Annotated in this window: 15 protein-coding genes; 9 read left to right on the top strand and 6 right to left on the bottom strand. The window is 49.3% G+C overall.

Features of this window, described 5'->3' with window-relative positions; genetic code table 11:
• Positions 1-1,250 precede the first annotated feature (1,250 nt).
• The 5 genes from HF324_RS00675 to HF324_RS00655 all read left to right on the top strand — a co-directional run bounded on the left by HF324_RS00675 (position 1,251) and on the right by HF324_RS00655 (position 7,493).
• Entirely contained in the window at positions 1,251-1,610 is a 360-nt protein-coding gene (locus HF324_RS00675) for a hypothetical protein (RefSeq protein ID WP_193114979.1), read from the top strand.
• Positions 1,611-2,706: 1,096 nt separating this feature from the next.
• The gene (gene mnmG / locus HF324_RS00670) at positions 2,707-4,575 is read left to right on the top strand and encodes a tRNA uridine-5-carboxymethylaminomethyl(34) synthesis enzyme MnmG (RefSeq protein WP_168861743.1); all 1,869 of its coding nucleotides are present in this window, start codon (positions 2,707-2,709) and stop codon (positions 4,573-4,575) included.
• A gap of 562 nt (positions 4,576-5,137) precedes the next feature.
• A complete protein-coding gene (locus HF324_RS00665; RefSeq protein ID WP_220100657.1) occupies positions 5,138-5,728 on the top strand; it encodes an RNA polymerase sigma factor in 591 nt (196 codons plus the stop codon).
• On the top strand, positions 5,721-6,965 hold the full coding sequence (locus HF324_RS00660) for a porin family protein (RefSeq protein WP_168861742.1): 1,245 nt from the start codon (positions 5,721-5,723) through the stop codon (positions 6,963-6,965). The genes HF324_RS00665 and HF324_RS00660 overlap by 8 nt, the downstream gene beginning before the upstream one ends.
• Positions 6,966-7,082: 117 nt before the next feature.
• Positions 7,083-7,493 carry a hypothetical protein gene (locus HF324_RS00655; protein WP_168861741.1) on the top strand — a complete coding sequence of 137 codons (411 nt, stop codon included), beginning with the start codon at positions 7,083-7,085 and terminating at the stop codon, positions 7,491-7,493.
• Positions 7,494-7,497: 4 nt separating this feature from the next.
• Here the strand turns inward: HF324_RS00655 and cls are convergent, their stop codons facing one another.
• Positions 7,498-8,979: a cardiolipin synthase gene (cls, locus tag HF324_RS00650; protein ID WP_168861740.1), complete on the bottom strand. Its 1,482-nt coding sequence runs from the start codon at positions 8,977-8,979 to the stop codon at positions 7,498-7,500.
• 189 nt (positions 8,980-9,168) lie between these two features.
• On the opposite strand from cls, the gene HF324_RS00645 reads away from it, so the two are divergent.
• Positions 9,169-11,187: a glucosidase family protein gene (locus HF324_RS00645; RefSeq protein ID WP_220101263.1), complete on the top strand. Its 2,019-nt coding sequence runs from the start codon at positions 9,169-9,171 to the stop codon at positions 11,185-11,187.
• A gap of 32 nt (positions 11,188-11,219) precedes the next feature.
• Here HF324_RS00645 and HF324_RS00640 read toward each other — a convergent pair whose 3' ends face one another.
• Positions 11,220-13,364, bottom strand: coding sequence for an alpha-galactosidase (locus HF324_RS00640; protein WP_168861739.1), 2,145 nt, complete (start codon positions 13,362-13,364; stop codon positions 11,220-11,222).
• A gap of 307 nt (positions 13,365-13,671) precedes the next feature.
• On the opposite strand from HF324_RS00640, the gene HF324_RS00635 reads away from it, so the two are divergent.
• The gene (locus tag HF324_RS00635; RefSeq protein WP_168808457.1) at positions 13,672-14,472 is read left to right on the top strand and encodes a lipid II flippase Amj family protein; all 801 of its coding nucleotides are present in this window, start codon (positions 13,672-13,674) and stop codon (positions 14,470-14,472) included.
• Positions 14,473-14,537: 65 nt separating this feature from the next.
• Entirely contained in the window at positions 14,538-15,071 is a 534-nt protein-coding gene (locus HF324_RS00630) for a hypothetical protein (protein WP_168808451.1), read from the top strand.
• Here the strand turns inward: HF324_RS00630 and HF324_RS00625 are convergent.
• Genes HF324_RS00625 through HF324_RS00615 form a run of 3 tightly spaced genes read right to left on the bottom strand, consistent with a single transcriptional unit; the run spans position 15,040 to position 16,489 of the window.
• Positions 15,040-15,720 carry a ClpP family protease gene (locus HF324_RS00625; protein WP_168808450.1) on the bottom strand — a complete coding sequence of 227 codons (681 nt, stop codon included), beginning with the start codon at positions 15,718-15,720 and terminating at the stop codon, positions 15,040-15,042. The genes HF324_RS00630 and HF324_RS00625 overlap by 32 nt on opposite strands.
• Before the next feature lie 12 nt (positions 15,721-15,732).
• On the bottom strand, positions 15,733-15,990 hold the full coding sequence (locus HF324_RS00620; RefSeq protein ID WP_168861738.1) for a hypothetical protein: 258 nt from the start codon (positions 15,988-15,990) through the stop codon (positions 15,733-15,735).
• A complete protein-coding gene (locus tag HF324_RS00615; RefSeq protein ID WP_168808448.1) occupies positions 15,971-16,489 on the bottom strand; it encodes an RNA polymerase sigma factor in 519 nt (172 codons plus the stop codon). The genes HF324_RS00620 and HF324_RS00615 overlap by 20 nt, the downstream gene beginning before the upstream one ends.
• A gap of 128 nt (positions 16,490-16,617) precedes the next feature.
• Between HF324_RS00615 and HF324_RS00610 the strand changes: the two genes are divergently transcribed.
• A complete protein-coding gene (locus HF324_RS00610; RefSeq protein WP_168861737.1) occupies positions 16,618-18,162 on the top strand; it encodes a hypothetical protein in 1,545 nt (514 codons plus the stop codon).
• 5 nt (positions 18,163-18,167) lie between these two features.
• Here the strand turns inward: HF324_RS00610 and HF324_RS00605 are convergent, their stop codons facing one another.
• A complete protein-coding gene (locus HF324_RS00605) occupies positions 18,168-18,650 on the bottom strand; it encodes a DUF4240 domain-containing protein (protein WP_168808446.1) in 483 nt (160 codons plus the stop codon).
• Positions 18,651-18,689: the final 39 nt, after the last annotated feature.

The raw sequence follows: 18,689 nt of genomic DNA, 5'->3' as shown, positions 1-18,689 counted from the left end.
TTCAGCCTGATCAGCCTGGCTGCCAATAGAGGAGCTTTCTTAAAAGCGACGCAACCAGGAAGCAGGCATTTAAACGCAGCTTTCAACCTTATCAGCCTGGCTGCCGGTAGGGGGAGCTTTCTTAAAAGTGGCGTAGCAAGGAAGCAGGCATTTAACGCAGCTTTCAACATGATCAACCTGGCTGCCAGCAGGGGGAGCTTTCTTAAAAGTGGCGTAGCAAGGAAGCAGGCATTTAACGCAGCTTTCAACATGATCAACCTGGCTGCCAGCAGTGGAGCTTCCTGAAAAGCGGCGTAGCAAGGAAGCAGGGCATCAGAAATGCCGGTTTCAAAACCAGTCACCTGCCATCCCAAAAAGATTGCCATCTGAAAAGTGACGCAGCTGCAAAGAAATCCCGGACGCTTGCATACATTTCTTTCTGATGCAGGGGGCACGAATTCCAGATGCCCTGTGTATGATAGAAGGGGACCTGGAGTAATCACCTGGACCTTGTCTTTTCCCCGAGCTCTTCCATATCATTCAAAGGGAACCTACTTTCGCGGAGACTTTTACTTTGAAATGTTAAGACAACTTTTGCCGAAAGCTTGGGGATATACGCATTGGAGCCAGGAACTTCATGCTTTTCAGATTCCCTTTGAAGCAGACGCTCATACTATTCAATCCTCTGAATGATTTGGCTTTTATCGCCCGGCACTTTATCAGCTTCCTTTTAAAATTTTTCGTACAAATAAACCAGTGTATTGGTTCCTGATGGTATGATGGTCAATATTAGCTGTTTTAAGCCCTTTTTGGCCGTTTCAGGAAGCACTTTGGCATATAGGGATTCATATCTCTTTAACGGCCCTAATAGAGGCAAGGAGTCGCATTGATGGCATTGTGAAATAAAAATGCTACCCGCTCTGAGATAAAAAGAGGATAAAAGATAAGGCCCGCTTCCAAAGGAGATTTTCAATCCTTATTTTTCAAGGTGCCTGCGGTATTTTATTTCACTTAATGCCTGTTAATGCGGTGGCTCGCCGTAGATAGGTAGTGAGTGACAATGTTATCTCAGGCACCATCATGAGCACCATTTCATATGTCTCGTTTGTCACCTGTTTTATCAGAAGAATGTAGCTTCCTCTTCCCAGGTGGACCAAATATATTTATAGCGTGAATTGTCTAGCGTGAACTTTCGTCCAGATGTTAACCCACGGTTTCGTCTTTCTGAGTATAGCGTTTTCCACCACATCCGTTTCCTGAAAAGCCTGCTGATGACACTGCTTTTCAGTGTGGAGATTTCGGGCGATGATGGTCTCAACCGGAACACCCCCACTACAATTAAACAGTCATCAAAAAATACTGGTTTTTTCAGTGGTCAACATGGTTCAGGGTACTTCAGCAGGATAAACTATCCTCCTGATGCTAACATGTGGACTATATTCCTAAGCCTTGTACTTTCTCTCTCTCGTTTGATGGAAGGCCTGGTGATGACATTACTTTGGGCGGGGCGACTTTCACTATCTCCATCAGACCATCTTAAAAGCCGCCGCTTGCACCCGCATTTACAAGGAATGCAGTTTCGTCCACCAGCAAAGATGTCTGGTGAATTGCTTGCAGAATTTTCCGTCTGATATTTATCCCTGGCCTTGTCCTTTCTGTGATTCAGAATATACCCAGACGCTGGTGGTGTGATGAAGGGAATAGGATATTCCTGTATGATAATGCTTCAGGGAATTTTGAATGACTCCGGATTCGGAAAAGGAGGGGGAAATGCTGTAGGAAGTTGACAAGGATGTTTCAAGGCGGTTGTTTCTGAAACCGTATGTCTCCAAATCCGGAGAAGAGGGGCGGTTAAGTGGGGTGGAAAGTTGACCGGATGTTTCAGGGTGATGTTTCTGAAATAGTATGTCTCCAAATCCGGAGAAGAGGGGGCTGTTAATGGAGGCGGAAAATTGGCTGGATGTTTCAAGGTGGATGCTTCTGAAACAGTAGGTCTCTAAATCTGAAAAAGAGGGGGCAGTTAAATGGGGTGGAAAATTGGCTGGATGTTTCAAGGTGGATGCTTCTGAAATAGTAGGTCTCTAAATCTGAAAAAGAGGGGGCAGTTAAATGGGGTGGAAATTGACCGGATGTTTCAGGGGCACGCTTCTGAAATTGTAAGTCTCTAAATCTGAAAAAGAGGGCTGTTAATGGAGGCGGAAAATAGACTGGATGTTTCAAGGCGGATGCCTTTGAAACAGTACATCTCTAAATCCGGAGAAATGGGGCGTTATATGGGGACCGGAAAATTGACCGGATGTTTCAGGATATTGCTCGAAGGGATATTTAGGATGACGATGCTTCCGGAACGGGTATACCGTGATTCAGAAACAAAAACGGTACAGATTTATTAGGCAAGAAGTGAGCGGACATGTGTTTCCCCTGAAGCGGTAAAATATCCGTGGCCATTTGGAATTCGATCGTAAAAGTCTTCATAAAACAAACGTATAAGAAAAGCCGGGGTTTATTAGCCTGGGTAAACCGGAGGATGCCGGCACCCTTCAGGTGTGTGAAATACTCGTCCTTGTTTTGAGAATGGATAAACAGGAGGTGCTTCCTGCCTCCTTACAGCTTCTTTTACCGGTTTGTCAACCGGGAGTAAATCACCCAATGTTCCACGTGGAACATTCCACTTTATCTCTGCAATGTGCTGTCTTCTCCGTAATTTTGCACTTTCTTTAAATTATTATGTTTCCATCATACGATATCATTGTGGTAGGCGCTGGCCATGCGGGGTGTGAAGCTGCCGCTGCTGCTGCCAATATGGGCTCCAAAGTTCTGCTGGTGACCATGAACATGCAAACCATCGCACAGATGAGTTGCAACCCTGCTATGGGGGGAATTGCCAAAGGTCAGATTGTAAGAGAAATAGATGCACTCGGCGGTTTTTCAGGGATTGTTACAGACCAGTCCCTGATACAGTTCAGGATGCTCAATCGCTCTAAAGGACCCGCTATGTGGAGCCCCCGTGCTCAGAGCGACCGTATGCTTTTTGCTGCAAAATGGCGGGAAGCCCTGGAAAAAACCCCGAACGTGGACTTCTACCAGGACATGGTAAAAGGCCTCCTCGTAAAAGATGGCCGTTGCTATGGGGTGGTAACCGGACTGGGACATGAAATCAAAGCGAAAGCAGTAGTGCTTACCAACGGTACTTTCCTCAACGGTGTAATTCACATCGGTGATAAACAATTTGGCGGAGGCCGCGTCGCTGAAAAAGCGGCGACAGGAATCACGGAACAACTCGTTTCCCTCGGCTTCGAAAGCGATCGCCTGAAAACAGGAACACCTCCCCGTATCGATGGCAGAAGCCTGGACTATTCCAAAATGGAAGAACAACTGGGCGACGAAGACATCGTAGGATTTTCCTATCTCGACATAGAAAAAATAAAACCGGCACAACAAAGAAGCTGCTGGATTACCTATACCAGCGACGCAGTACATGAAATGCTGCGCACCGGATTTGACAGATCTCCCATGTTCCAGGGACGCATCCAGGGCACCGGCCCCCGTTACTGCCCCAGCATCGAAGATAAAATCAACCGCTTTGCGGAAAGGGAAAGACACCAGCTGTTCGTGGAACCGGAAGGCTTCGATACCGTGGAAATATATGTGAACGGATTCTCTACCTCCCTGCCCGAAGATGTGCAAATGAAAGCACTCCGCCTGGTACCAGGGTTTGAAAACTGCCGCATGTTCCGCCCGGGTTATGCTATCGAATACGATTTCTTCCCGCCGACACAGTTACAGTTCTCCCTGGAAACAAAACAGGTGCAAAACCTCTTCTTTGCCGGTCAGATCAATGGGACCACCGGATACGAAGAAGCGGCATGCCAGGGATTGATGGCAGGTATCAACGCCCACCTGAAAGCCACCGAACAGGATCCTTTTATCCTGAAAAGAAGCGAAGCCTATATCGGGGTACTGATCGACGATCTGATCAATAAAGGAACGGAAGAACCTTACCGCATGTTCACCTCCCGGGCCGAATTCCGGACACTGCTCCGTCAGGATAACGCCGACCTGCGCCTTACCGAAAGAAGCTATAAACTGGGCCTCGCAAAGGAAGACAGAATGGCTAAAGTACAACAGAAAAAAGAACAGGTGGAAAAGGTAAAAACCATCCTGAAAGAACTGTCCATCGAACCGGAAGAAATCGGCACCCTGCTGGAATCCAAATCATCTGCCGGCCTTACCCAAAAACAACGGGCCCACCAGATATTGCTCCGCCCGAACCTGGATATCTTCTCCATGAAAACAGCCGTTCCGAAAATAGAACAGGCACTGGCTGGCTTCGGCAGAGAAGTACTGGAACAGGCAGAAATTCAGATCAAATACGATGTATATATAGAGAAGGAAAATGAACTGGTGAAAAAAATGAGCCAGCTCGAAGACCTGATTATCCCGGAGAATTTTGATTACAGTAAACTGGTTTCCCTCTCCACCGAGGCCAAACAAAAGTTCACTAAAATCCGTCCGCATACATTGGGACAAGCCAGCAGGATCAGCGGCGTTAATCCCAGCGATGTACAAATCCTGATGGTATACATGGGAAGATAATTTTCAATAAACTTATAAAAACAAAAAAGGAAGTATCTGAATGATACTTCCTTTTCTGTTTTTAAGGTCGGATATTTTGAACCGGAAAAGACCAAAGAATACCCGCCCAAAATTTCAGCAAAGATGTTCCGTTATATTCCCGGAAAACTACCAACCGGAAAATGTCAAAAGGAAAAGTCAGAATATTTATCCCAAAAACATCGAAAGTAATTTTTGGCCGGGTTTAAACATCCGGAGAGAAATCTGTTCAAATAACCGCTTTGTTACGTAAAAAAGTAAATTTTTCGAACAAAAAGCCGAAAAATCGACTTCAAGAAATAGGGTAAATTTGGCAAAACACGTCGGGACTGATACCGTTTATTCAAAAAAAGGAAAAGTTCGAAAATGGGCTTAAAAATGCCCAAAAAATAGATGTTGATTTTTTTTGAGAGAAAAGCAACCAATTTCACATCGCTTTCGTATGCATAGGACATTAACCAGCTGTTTTCGCGAAACGTACCCAAAAAATCAAGGGGACGACCACAGTTTGGTTTTTTTAGCTAAAGACAGGTAACGATCATTTGTGGAAGACCTGAACCAAATTCATACCATCATTTCAGGGTGCTGTGATAAGAATCGCAGCAGCCAGGAATTGCTGTACCGTAAATTTTTTGGGTATGCTTTGAGTATCTGTATGCGTTATGCGCCAAACAGGGAAGAAGCGATTGAAATTATGAATGATGGTTTTCTGAAAGTTTTTCAGCGTATTTCTACCTTTGATAGCAATCGCCCGTTTAAAGCATGGCTGAGTAAAATTATGGTCAACACCGCCATTGATTTTCTACGCAGTAAAAAGAAGCTGGTATTTACCGATCAGGCAGAACACTATCATGAATTGGGAAAGGAAGATAATGTAGTGGAAAAACTGTCTTATGATGAACTGCTGATGCATGTGCAATCCCTGTCACCGGCCTATCGGACTGTATTCAATCTCTATGTTATGGAAGGTTATCAGCATCATGAAATTGCTGTGCTGCTGGGGATTTCTCAAGGCACCTCCAAATCCAATCTGTTTAAAGCAAAGAAAATACTACAGGAAAAAATTCTCATCGCTGCAGGTAAAGGCGCTACCGCCACTACCGCCGTTAACTTTGTTGTGCATAAAAATGAGTGAAGATTTCGAAAATAGTATCCGCAACAAGCTGAATGAAGCTGACCATCCATTTGACCCGCAGGCGTGGGAAAAAATGGAAGCGCTGCTGGATGGAGACAAGGGCCGCAAGCCTGTGCTCATCTGGTGGTGGGCCGCTGCTGCCATACTGTTGCTGGCGCTAGGCGTATGGTGGTTTATGCCGGATACCGGCAGCACAAAACAGCAGCAACAGATAACAGGCGCTCAACATTTTCCAGGAGAAAATCTCCCTGAAAAAAATTCCGGTCGTCTCCCCGAAAAAAAGGAAAACCAGGAAAAGACACCGGAAAAATACCAACAGCTGCCGGTAGCTGTACCCGCTGTCACCAACCAACAACCCGGTACGGCAGGAAAAGAAGCTTTGGTAATCCCTTCTTACACCATAGCTGCGAATAATGACAGCGGAACACTCCGTTTGCAGGGTAGTGAAACCAACCCGCCGGCATTAAGCCAGCAACGGCCTGTATTACCCTTATCCGGAGAAACTATAGTTAATAACATCAACGACTATACGAAAATAGATTCAAATAACTTAAACGACTATACGAAAATTGATACGCCGGCTGTTAAAGAAGATTATCAAACGGTGTCTGTCGCTTTAAAAGACAGTACATTGACGGCCGTGACACGGAAAACGAAAAAATGGTATGCAGGCCTGGTCTTCGGGCCTGACCTGACAGTGGCGCCCTCTTTTAAATACGGTAACATCGGCTTTAACGCCGGTGTACTGGTGCATTACTATTTCAACAGAAACCTCTTCGTGACAACAGGGGCCGTGTACAGCAAAAAAATATACGGCGCCTCACCAAACGACTATCGCACCGGCAGCACCAGCACTCCCTATGGCACCCTCGAAAAAGTAAACGCCGACTGTGATGTACTGGATGTGCCTATCAACATGAACTATACTTTTCTTTCGGTAAAGAAGAATAAAGTCAGCGCTACGCTTGGCTTTTCCAACTATTTTATGCTGAAGGAAAAATACCGGTACCTGTATGAATACGGCCCGCCGAAAGAAAGGACCGTCACCAACGAAAACCAGCATTATCTCTCTATCATCAACGCCGGCATCCTCTACCAACGCCCTTCAGGCCGCGGCCTGCTCCTGGGGGTACAACCCTATGTCAAAATTCCGCTGAATGGGGTGGGATATGGACAGGTAAAATTGTACTCCGCCGGGATGACCGTACACCTCACCTTCACCGGCAAAAAGCCGTGACGGCGGCAAAGCAGCCCCCGTTCAATATAACCGGCCAAAACAATCGGTTTCTTCCTTTGTTATCATGGTAGATGGCACGTCATTTTCTGCGTGTCTCCGTACCAAAAAAACATTTTTATGGCAAACAAACATGACGATAAAAAGAAGAGAAAAACTGGGGAAGAGGAGCAGGATTTTCCGGGATACCCGGCGTATCCGGCCAGCGAAGATATCATGAACAGGGAAAACCGCAGCAATGAAGTGGATCTGAATATGGACGATGTGACCCGCTCGTTCCGGCATAACAGTGAACTGCCCGAGGATAAACGCAAAAGCCCTAAACGCAGCGATGAACAGGAAGAGACCTGGCGCCAGGATAAAACAGGCGACGATCTGGACGTGCCGGGGGCAGAACTGGACGACGATAGCGAAGCAATCGGGGAAGAGGATGAAGAAAACAACCTGTACAGCCTCGGCGGAGACCGCCACCAGGACCTGGAAGAAGACAACGGCGAATTCCTTGACGAAGATGAGGACGATAAATATTAAGCGGCTATAATAAAGGCGTCAGCAGCCTGCAGACAGAGTCCATAAACCGGTTGAAAATATTTCTTCTGTTCCAGCGGGTTTCCTGTACGGGCAAGGCATACAGCAGATCTTCATCAAATGCACGGTCCAGCTTGGCTGTTACTTCCTTATCATACACCAACACACCGATTTCACAATTCAGGAAAAAACTGCGGTTGTCAAAATTGACAGAGCTCACCCAGGCCAGGTTATCATCTATGACCATCGTTTTGGCGTGAATGAAACCTCTTGTGTAAAAAAATACCTTCACACCTGCTGCCAGTAAGGGCTTCATATAGGAGAGGGCCGCATGCTGCACAATAAAGGAATCGCCTTTCAGCGGCAGCAGCAGCTGCACGTCTTTCCCCGCCAAAGCTGCGATCTGTAAGGCTGTCAGCAATTCTTCCGTGGGCACAAAATATGGATTGGTGATCCTGATCCTTCTTTTGGCCACATTGATGGCCATGAGAATAGAACTCATGGTCATAGGCCATTCTGAATCCGGTCCGCTGGCGACAATATCGGTAAAACAAGTGCCGGAGAGCGTGGCGGAACGACCGAAGAAAGGCGCTTCAAAAGGAAATACTTCTTTGCTGCAATAGCGGTAACTCATGAGAAACTGTAGCTGTAGCAGGTTTACGGCATCGCCTTCAATTTTAAGATGCGTATCGCGCCAGAAGAGATCGTGTTTACCATTGTTGATATAACGGTCATCCAGGTTGATGCCTCCCACAAATCCCACCGAGCCGTCTATCACGATGATTTTCCGGTGATTCCGATAGTTGGCATTCCGGTAAAGGCCTACCAGCACGGGTGAAAAAGTATATACGCTGGCGCCGTTCTCCTTCAGTATTTTGGGTATTTTTTTTATCCGGTCGCTGCCCATATCGTCGTAAACAAAGCGGACCTGTACGCCCTGGTTCAGTTTTTCCACCAGTATCTGCGTTACTTCATTGCCCACATCATCTGCAGCGATCATGTAATACTCGATGTGGATATGGTGTTTGGCTGCCCGCAGCGCGGCCATTACCTCCGGGAATTTTTCTTCCCCGTTGATCAGCAGTTTTACCCGGTTGTTTTTGGTGAGAATAGACTGTCTTGTATTGAGCAGCATGGCCGACAATTCCTGCTTGGTACCCACCGCCTGCCGCAGTTCCAGTTGCATCTGTTCTATTTCCGATCGCTGGGATTGCCAGTATTTGGCGAACAGCACCTCATCCTTGCTGCCTTTCAGGGTGAACCGCCTTTTTTTACGCAGGTCCCGTCCCAGGTAATAATATACGATCAGGCCTACGATCGGTATAAACACCAGCAGCATAATATAGGCCATAGCCTTTATCGGGTTCCTGTTTTCCAGGAGTATGGAGAAGATAACGCCGGCAAATGTCAGGATTAACAGCACTGTGCTGCTTATTTTAACATACAGATGCCAGTCGGAGCCAGTCAGATAGTTGATGAGCGTATGCACTCTCTTGATACGGTTTTAGTATTTAACGCCGGGCCTGTTAAAAAGTTAACCCGTTTACGACATGAAGATAACAAAACCGCTATTTATATTATTTTATCCGATGCTGACCGGATACTGTCCGGTATGATCTTTCTGTTATGAATTGCGCGGACGATGGTATAATTTGTTTGCAAGATATCCCACGAATTTATGAAAACGATACTGATCAAAGGGGTGCTGGCTGCGGCATGTTTATGCCCGTATGACGGTTACGCCCAAACGCCCGACCGCTGGAAGATAGCGTCCGACGGCAGCATTATCTGGAATATTAATGGCCCTGTCCCTCACGCAGACCATATTGAAATGGCCGGTAAAAAAGTGGCCCTCTGGCTGCAATACGGGGTAGACAGCAGCGGCGCCAGCGTCATTACGCGGACGATTGTTTTTCCCACGTACCGCCTGATGCCCAACAAGACGGAGACTGCCATGATGTATACTGTTGCCGATAACATGCTGCCACGCTTTTTTATCAACAATAAGCTGTGGAAGCCGGACGTCTACAACGGCGGTCCTGTAAAGGCACTGCCTGAGAAAGTGCGCAGTATGCAACACAGCGGGATCACCACCATCAATAGTGTACTGGGAAATGATCGCCTGGTAGAACTGAAAAGGACCTTCTTCCCGTCTGATAACCAGCCGTTGGTGCTGGAGCAGTTGGTATTCATCAATCACGGCACGCAGCCGGTGCCTATTGAAATGGAAGCCATGCAGCTGGAGCGGATGCCGGCGGAAAGCCGCAGTGCAAACGGACCGCTTTACTTTACCATAGAAACAGCCGGAGCGGGCAGGCAGCAGGTGGCCGCCGGCGATTCTGTCCGGTTTGTTATAGGGTACAGCGCCCGCCGGGGTACCGAACCCCGGCCGCAGATCAATGCCGATGCGGAACTGGCAGGCCGCCGGCAACGGATAGCCGGTATCTTGTCGCTTCTGCAGCTGGAAACACCAGACACCCTGCTGAACACCGCTTTCGCCTTTGCAAAGATCAGGGCGACGGAAAGTATTTACCTCACGAAGGGAGGGTACCTGCACGGGCCCGGCGGATTGCGTTATTATGCCGCTATCTGGGCCAATGATCAGGCAGAATATGTGAACCCCTTCTTCGGCTTCCTGGGCGACAGTATAGCGCTTAATTCCGCGATGAACAGCTATCGCTGGTTTGCGAAGTATATGAACCCGGATTATAAACCCATTCCCAGCTCCATCGTAGCGGAAGGCGACGGTACCTGGCATGGCGCCAAAGACCGCGGCGATATGGCGATGATCGCCTATGGCGCCAGCCGTTACGCCCTCGCAGCCGGTAATGCCGATTCTGCCAGGGTGCTGTGGCCCCTGATAGAATGGAGCCTGGAATACCTGCGCCGGCAGGTGAATGAAAATGGCGTAGTGCATTCCGACAGCGATGAACTGGAAGGCCGTTTTCCGGCGGGGAAAGCCAATCTCAATACCAGCGCACTGTACTACGATGCACTGCGCTCTGCCGTGCTGCTGGCGAAGCAATTAAAAGTACCGGCGCGGGATTACGCGCAACGGGCAGAGGCGCTGCGGAAAAACATCGACCGCTTCTTCGGCGCTACCGTGGAAGGATTTGATACTTACCGCTATTACGAGGAAAATAAAGTATTGCGCGCCTGGATCGCAACACCGCTGACAACCGGACTGTTCGAACGGAAAGAGGGCACAATTGCGGCCCTGTTTTCTCCGAAGCTGTGGACGGAAGACGGGCTCGCCTCCCAGTCCGGCGACCGGACCTTCTGGGACCGCTCTACGCTGTATGCACTGCGGGGCGTGTTTGCCGCCGGCGAAACAGCCAGGGCAATGGATAAACTGGAATACTACTCCCGCCGCCGGTTGCTGGGAGAACATGTGCCTTATCCGGTGGAAGCGTACCCGGAAGGCAACCAGCGGCACCTCTCCGCTGAAAGCGGCCTGTATTGCCGCATTTTCACCGAAGGGATGTTTGGTATGAGGCCGACAGGATTTAACAGTTTTGACTGTACGCCGCGGCTGCCGGAAGGCTGGGACCATATGGCATTACGCAATATCCACGCCTTCGGTAAAATATTTGATGTCGAGGTAAAAAGAAAAGACAAGAACAGATTACTGATAGTCGCTAACGGTAAAGAATATACGATAAAAGACGGAACAACCTTACCCATTATACTGAAATAAAAAACGGCCGGATATTTCCGGCCGTTTTGCTGTTATTCTGCTACCACTTCCAGTATATTACTGCTTAGCGGTTTTACTCTTCCGGGCGTTAGACTGATACCTGTATTCATGAGAAAATCCCCGCTGTATACCTGGTTTCCAAAAGCTGATTTTGTTCCGGGGAAAAGGTTGGTTTCTGTAACACGGTAGTTCTTTTTCGGATCCAGTCCCTGTAGCTTCACTACCGGGAAAATATCCACCCGGCGGGTATTCATGAGGTAATGAAACACGACCGTTTTCTGTTTGTCGGCGCTGGTGTATTGGAATACTGCACGGGGCTGCCCGTATGGTGAAACAAGACGATAGAAATCCCCATACCAGATTATATCACGTAAACGGTTATACGTAGCAACGGCATCGTGGCTGAACTGCAATTCCTGCGGTGTGAAATCGTCCACTTTTATATCATAACCCAGTTTGCCCATCATGGCCACATCCGTACGGAACTTCAGCGATTGTTTGCCCATATTGGTTACGTGCGCTGCCATGGTGTTGGCCGGGAAGAAATGGGAATAGCCGTATTGAATGTAAATCCTGTCGAGCGGGTCGGTGTTGTCGCTGGGCCAGAATTCCGTAAAGTATTTCATGGCGCCGTAGTCTGTGCGGCCGCCGCCACCGGAGCACAGCATTATAGGGAGATGCGGGTACTTGGCGCGCACTCTTTCCAGCACCTTATAAAGGCTGCGGGTATAGTCAACAAAAAGATGGGATTGTTTTCCTTTCAGATAAGGGGAGTAGGTGTTGGTCATCATCCGGTTACAGTCCCATTTGATGTAGGCGATACCAGGGTTTTCGCTCATGGTTTTATCCACGATATCAAAAACGAAATCCTGTACGGCCGGGTTTACCAGGTCCAGCACCAGCTGATTGCGATAGTAGTGCTCGCCGCGGTTGGGAAGACGCAGTATCCAGTCGGGATGTTTGGTGTACAGTTCACTTTTGGGGTTGACCATCTCCGGTTCCAGCCAGATGCCGAATTTCACTCCCTGTTTTTCTGCTTCTTTCACCAGGTAACCCAGGCCATGGGGAAGTTTATCTTTATTGGTGTCCCAGTCGCCAAGGCCGGCGTTGTCTGCATCGCGGGGGTATTTGTTGGCGAACCAACCGTCGTCCAGCAGGAAGAGGTCGGTGCCGAGTTTGGCCGCGCCGCTGAACAGGCTGGTGAGTTTAGCTTCGTCGAAATGCATACCAGTGGCCTCCCAGTTGTTCAGCAAGGTGAGCCGCGGTGTGTGTCCGTCGAGGATACCGTAGTTCACCGCCCAATGCTGAAAGTTGCGGCTGGTCTGGCCTTTTCCGTGGTCTGACCAGGTGAAGAGGAAAGCCGGTGTGGTAAATACTTCATTAGGCTGCAGCGTGTAGTCGCTGGCGTAAGGGTTGATGCCTGCGCTTACGTGCAGGGCATTTTTTTCATCCACTTCAAAGCCGAAGCGGAAATTGCCGGTCCAGGCCAGTGTGCCGGCCATCACTTCGCCGGTGTTTTCATTGGCGGGGCCGTTGAGAGAAAGCAGGAACATGGGCGACTGGTACATATTGGCTCGTACGCCCAGTTTGCTGTCCAGTACTTTACTGCCTTTGGTCAGTTTCTCTTCCACCATGTTCGCCTCCTTGGCCCAGTCGCCATGGAACTGGGTCAGCCAGTAACGGGCGGCGTTAAAATGCAGCATGGAGGAAGCATAGGCGGTCAGCAGCACGGGTTGTTTTTCCGTGTGCCTGATTTCTGTCCACGCCTTGATCACATCTTCCTGGAAATAAGTCTCAAAATGAAGGGTAACGGTTACCGGGTATACGGGATCTTTAAGGGTGATATCGGTAGTAGAGACATTGTTGTCTTTCTTGCCTGACCGGGAAGAAACGTATTTGAGCTCCAGCGATGGATTGCCGTCGTTATGTACTATCCGGATGGCCGGGTCCAGGAGGCTTTCCATCCCGGCGGTGATATAGGCTTCCTGGGAGCCACGGGATGAGGTGTCGGCTTCAGCCGGCTGCAATGCCTGTCCGAAGTACTGCTGTACCAGCCGTCCCTCGGGATTGACGCTGTAAACCAGGCTGATGTTCCGGGTAGAAAGCCGGACCTGTTGACGCTGCGCGAAAACGCTGTGGGAAAGCAGCAGCAAACCTATGCAAAACAATTTTTTCATGTGTAATTTTTAACGCGGAAGAATAAGCGTACAAAATACAAATATTGATCAGAAAAGCTGATGATAATTTACCGGAAAGCGATTGTATCGTGCAGTTGGGAACGAATGGGCGCGGATGCGGACAACAGGAAAAGGCATTAAAGTTGAAAATCAATAAGTTAAGTGATAACTTTTTGTGAGCCTCCATGATAGCGACGGTATGTGAATTGTGTTGGGAATAACGTACAAACTGGCGGTCACTGCGCCGGTTAAGAGGTTAAAAAACAGAATAATCCGTAGCTTGAGGTTCGATTTAAAACGACTCCACATGACGCCGCAGATCATCATTGTACTGGTACTGACAGCCGTTATCAACCTGATTGTTACCTTATCTTTTGCCGTAAGAATTGTAGGAGTAACGACCGGCAGGATAGCCATTACTTTCTCACTTTTCAATATTCTGGTGCTGGTGTCCCGTACGGCCAACACCTTTCAGGCGCCGTTACTGGCCAAAACGGTGGAGGATGAGTTGAAGCAGCAGGTGACGGGCAACGAGGGGCTTTTCCGGTTGATCATTTTATCCTGTACCATCGGTTCAGTTATAGGTGCGGCGTTAATACCTTCTTTTCAGCGGATGTTGTCAAAAGCTGTAGAGCATTTCAGTGTGCACCGTTCCGTTCCCCGGCTGCTCTACCTCGGCTTTTCCGGGTCGGGGATGCAGTTTATCAAAGAGAACCTGAAGATGCCTTCCAGGGAAAGTATTACCGGATTACACCCTGTGAAGGGCTTTCCGAGGAAGATGTTTTTGTTTAACCTGGTTGCCACGGCGATTATGACCATTAGTGTGCTTTGCTGTGTGTATGCTGCATATCTGAATCCTGACTACAGGACCACCGCCAGTAATTTATCCGGTGTTATCAACGGGGTGGCGACGTTGCTGATGGTGCTTTTTATAGACCCGCATTCTTCCGTACTTACTGATGATGTGGTATTGGGCAAAGTGAGCGTCAGTTATTTCCGGCAGTATATTACCTATATGGTGATAGCCCGTGTGGCGGGAACTTTGCTGGCGCAGTTGCTGCTGTTGCCGGGCGCTGCGCTGATAGCGAAACTGGCGGAGTACGTCTGATTTTTTTCTTTGAACGTTAAGAACTGATTAACATTTCAATGAAAAAAAATACTTTGTTTTGAAACATGTTTTTTAACCCCCAACCCCTTTTTGTTATTGTTGGTTATCCTAACTCCGGCAAACGAAAGGTATTGCAGGAGATTTTTGCCCGGAAACATTTTTTTCCGCTGAAAGACCCTTTTATACCGGTTGTATTTCCGCAAAATAAGTTTGTGGTGATTAACAGGACCAATCATCGCGGTGCGTCTGATATGTTTTGCACACACCTCAGCCAGGTGCTGCGCCGGCATATTTTTTCTTCTGCCGCTTTTATGCTGATGTTAAGCTTTATCCTGGATGGAGGCCGGCGTGATGCGCGGCAGGTGGTGCAGTACCTGGAGGCATCCGGGTTCCTGGTGCATTACCTGGTGCTGGCCGGCAGTTGGGAAGACAAGCGGGTGCTGGCTGAGGAGGCGCTGGAGCCCTTACAGGCGGCAGTCAGACATGGTCGCATACATTATTTTGACCGGTTGGTGACCCGTTCGCCGCTGCGTTTTCAGCAGCGAACGGAGGAGATAATAGCCGTGATCAGGGAAGTGCTGGGCGGGAGCTGCCGGTAAGGGCCTTTCCGGCAGCTAACTGCGGTTGCATGAGCGCCACACGGAAAGGGGAATGTTCCAGTGCAATGAGGTCTTCCGTACTACCGAGGACCTGGTCTACCAGGCCAAAAGCCTGTGCTTCAACAGCATTCATGAAATGATCGTTGTCGAAGGCGGCTTCTATTTCTTCCGTACGTCTGCCTGCGTGTTGTGCCAGCAGGTAGAAGAGCTGACTTTGCAGGCGCTCCTGTTCGCGGTAGGCGATGCGGACATCTTCGGTGTAGCCTTTGGCGCCGCCGCCTGCGGGATGCATGTGCACCGTGGCGTGGGGGAGGGCGTAGCGTTGTCCTTTGGCGCCTGCGGAGAGGATAACGGTAGACATGCTGCCGGTGAAGCCTACGGACATGGTGGATACGGGCGACTTCAGCATTTTCATGGTGTCGTAGATGGCCAGGCCTGAATAGATGGCGCCACCGGGACTATTGATATATATGCTGATGGGCTGGTGCCCGATACTGTCGAGGTAAAGCAGCTGCGCTACGATCAGGTTGGCTACCTGGTCGTCGATAGCTGTGCCGAGAAAAATGATGCGCTCCTTCAGGAGCAGGCTGTATATATCAAAGGCATTGCGGCCATCGCCGTCAATGACGGTAGGAATCAAAAAAGCCATATGTAAAAAGGATTATTGGAAGATGGAAGTGATTTTTTGACGGTATGTTTCGTCTGTCATCAGCTGCCGGTAAAGGTTGTCCAGCTGCCGGCGCCTGTTGCGGCGTGCCAGCCAGCGTACCAGCTGTACTATTTTCCGCTGATAGCTGACTTTTTCTGCCAGTTCGGGAGACGTCAGTTCCCGGGCCTCAAATACCCGTTGACCGGCAGTGTCCTGCTGTTGTTCGAGGTATTGTCCGATATCCCTGATTTCACAAAGCTGCTTCCTCATGTTGCGTTTGTTTTACCTGTTCCCTGATTTTTTCGAGGCATTTGTATTTCTGCACGGTAGCTACGTGTTGAGTTTTGTATTGCAGCGTTTGGGCTATCTCAGCCATCGGCAGCTTGTCGTAATAAAACGCCTGCAGCAGCTGAAGGCATTTTCTGCCGGCGCTTTTCAGGAAGTTGATCACCGGTTGGGCCACTGGCGGCGGATCGTAAAAATCGGCCGGAATACCATAATCGTCTTCTGACGAAGGGAGGGCTACATATTGATGATCGTCTTTCAGCCGGCGCAGGCAAAGTATCCGGGCGATGCCCATGATATAAGCCTGGTCTGAAGCGATGGAAGAAGTGTTTTGTTGTTTTTTCTCCAGGTAGATGATCACCGCATCATGAAAAATATCTTTGGCGGTATCCAGGTCGCCCCCCATACGGTGTACCATCCTCGCCACTTTGGGAAGGGTGTCCCGGTATACAGACTCAAAAATGGGATCGTTATGCATGGTCATACAATCTTCGTTTATAGAGTAGTGTCGAAAATCGCGGAAATATCACCCGGAAAATTAAAAAAAAACAGGGATGATTCGGAAGGGATCATGTATGTTGCACTAAGTTGTTGTTAACGAACGAGCCATATATGAGAAGCCTGATTATATTCTTTTTTTGCCTGACTGTACAGTATGCTTTGGCGCAGAGCGGCCAACGGCCGGGCGCAACCACACAACGGTCTCCGGTGGCCACGGAAAGAGGCGGAGGACCGGGGAACCGCACCACGACAGGAGCCAACAGCCGTACAGCCGCCGAGGGACGCGGCGGTACTATTGCCGGTGGCAGTACGAAAGCTGGCAATACCGGCAGCCGGTCCAATACTCCGGCGGGGCGCCCCGGCAATACAGTTGTCACTCCCAATGATCAGTGGGCAGGCACCTGGAAGGTGGATTACAAGCCCTGGCCACATATTCCGGCGGTGACCATGCAGCTGCAGATCGGCACGCCGAGGCAAAACATGCTGTACCCGGCGCTGTTATCGCTCGACTATGGAGAGTTCCACGGATCGTACTACCTCTTGCTGGTCCGGAAAAATGAGCAGCAGCTGGGTATCGGGAGAGGTAAATATCCCGTTAAGGAAACACCGTTCAAACTGGGCATCTGGCTGCTGTATCTCAACGGCACCTTCAATTATTCCCGGAAAGGCAACGAGATGCCGGTGATGGAGATCGAACGCATGTGGATAAAAGACTTTGGCATTTTTATGAAAGGCCTTTATGATGACGATGAAATTTTCGTCAGCACCAAAGTCACCCTGCGGGACATGCTGTACAGCAATCCTATACAACTGAAGAAGATCAGCCATCAGCCATGGGCGGCGCCGGCGGCGCAGAAAATAGTCGATCCGGACAGAGACTCCATCTACCTCGGATTATATGATCGTATAGACGTAGACGATAGTACAGGACAGTTGACCATTGTGGATGAAGACCAGCTGGATAAAGACACGGTAACACTGGTCCATAATGGCCGGACGTTGCTCCGGTCGCAGGAAATCAACGAACAGACCCAGTCACAGCGGATACGGCTGGACACAGGCATGAACCTGCTGGCGTTCTTCGCAGACAACTATGGCCGCCTGCCGCCCAATACAGGCGACATGCGTGTGGCGATAGACGGCAAAAAATACAGCTTCGACTTCAGCGACCGCTCCAATGCGTATGCTACTTTCCTGGTAGCGCAGCTGTACCGCAGACCAGTAGCAGGAAAGCCTTTACCATCGCCGGATACCATATTGCCGGCAGTGCCAGCGCTGCCGCCGGCAAGGGACACGGCAGCGCTCACCCGCACCGCTGTCAGCAGGAGAGACCAATATGTGACTACCATCAAAGTAAAACAACGGGAAATAACACTGGAGCTCTGGGATGCACAGACCGAAGACGGAGACAGTATTTCCCTGCGGCTCAACGACCAGTGGATCGCCAGCGGCTTCCCTGTGAAAAAACAGATACAGGAGCTGAAGATCACGCTGCAACCGGGTGAAAACAGGCTGCAGTTCATGGCAGACAACCTGGGGCGCATACCGCCCAATACGGCTGCATTACGGCTGCTATTCGATAAGATCAGCCGGCGGGTGGACCTGAGCACAGACATGAAACGGAACAATATGATCCGCATTATCTATGAAGAATGACGGGATCACCAGCCTTTTTTGTTGGAGCCGCTTTCGATGCAGTACCGGGTGTTGCGGGAAAAAGGTTCGCTGAACTTTTCGAGATACACCTCGTAACCGATAAAACCGATGCTTTCGGCTTCCACATCCATGGTGGCCAGCGCGGGGTTGCTGTCTATCCCGTTGTAGTAGGCTTCGCCCATACCCACTATAAAGCAGCGGCAGTAGAGAAAGCCGTCGTCTGAACCGTCGGTGTATTGTTGAACTTCCTGCCTGTCAATGTGATATAATTTTTCTTCCATCAGGAGGATGAAAGCCGTCAACGCAGGCTTGTCCAGGTTTTCCAGCAGCTGGCGGAGGTTTTCGCCGATAACATCGGTCAGTTCGTAACTAAGGGATTCGAGCAGAAAGGGGTCGTTGGTCCTTAAAGCAAGCCGGCGGGCGGCATTGAGTTCGGGGGAAGATGACCAGGCAGTTTCTATCAGCTGCCAGAAGTTGGCTTCATTCATAGTGAAAGAGATAAATGGGTGAAAAAGAAAATTTCGAGC

The organism is Chitinophaga oryzae, assembly GCF_012516375.2.
Taxonomy (GTDB): Bacteria; Bacteroidota; Bacteroidia; order Chitinophagales; family Chitinophagaceae; genus Chitinophaga; species Chitinophaga oryzae.
The sequence above is the reverse complement of the archived record's forward strand: the minus strand, read 5'-3'. Positions and strand labels throughout refer to the sequence as shown.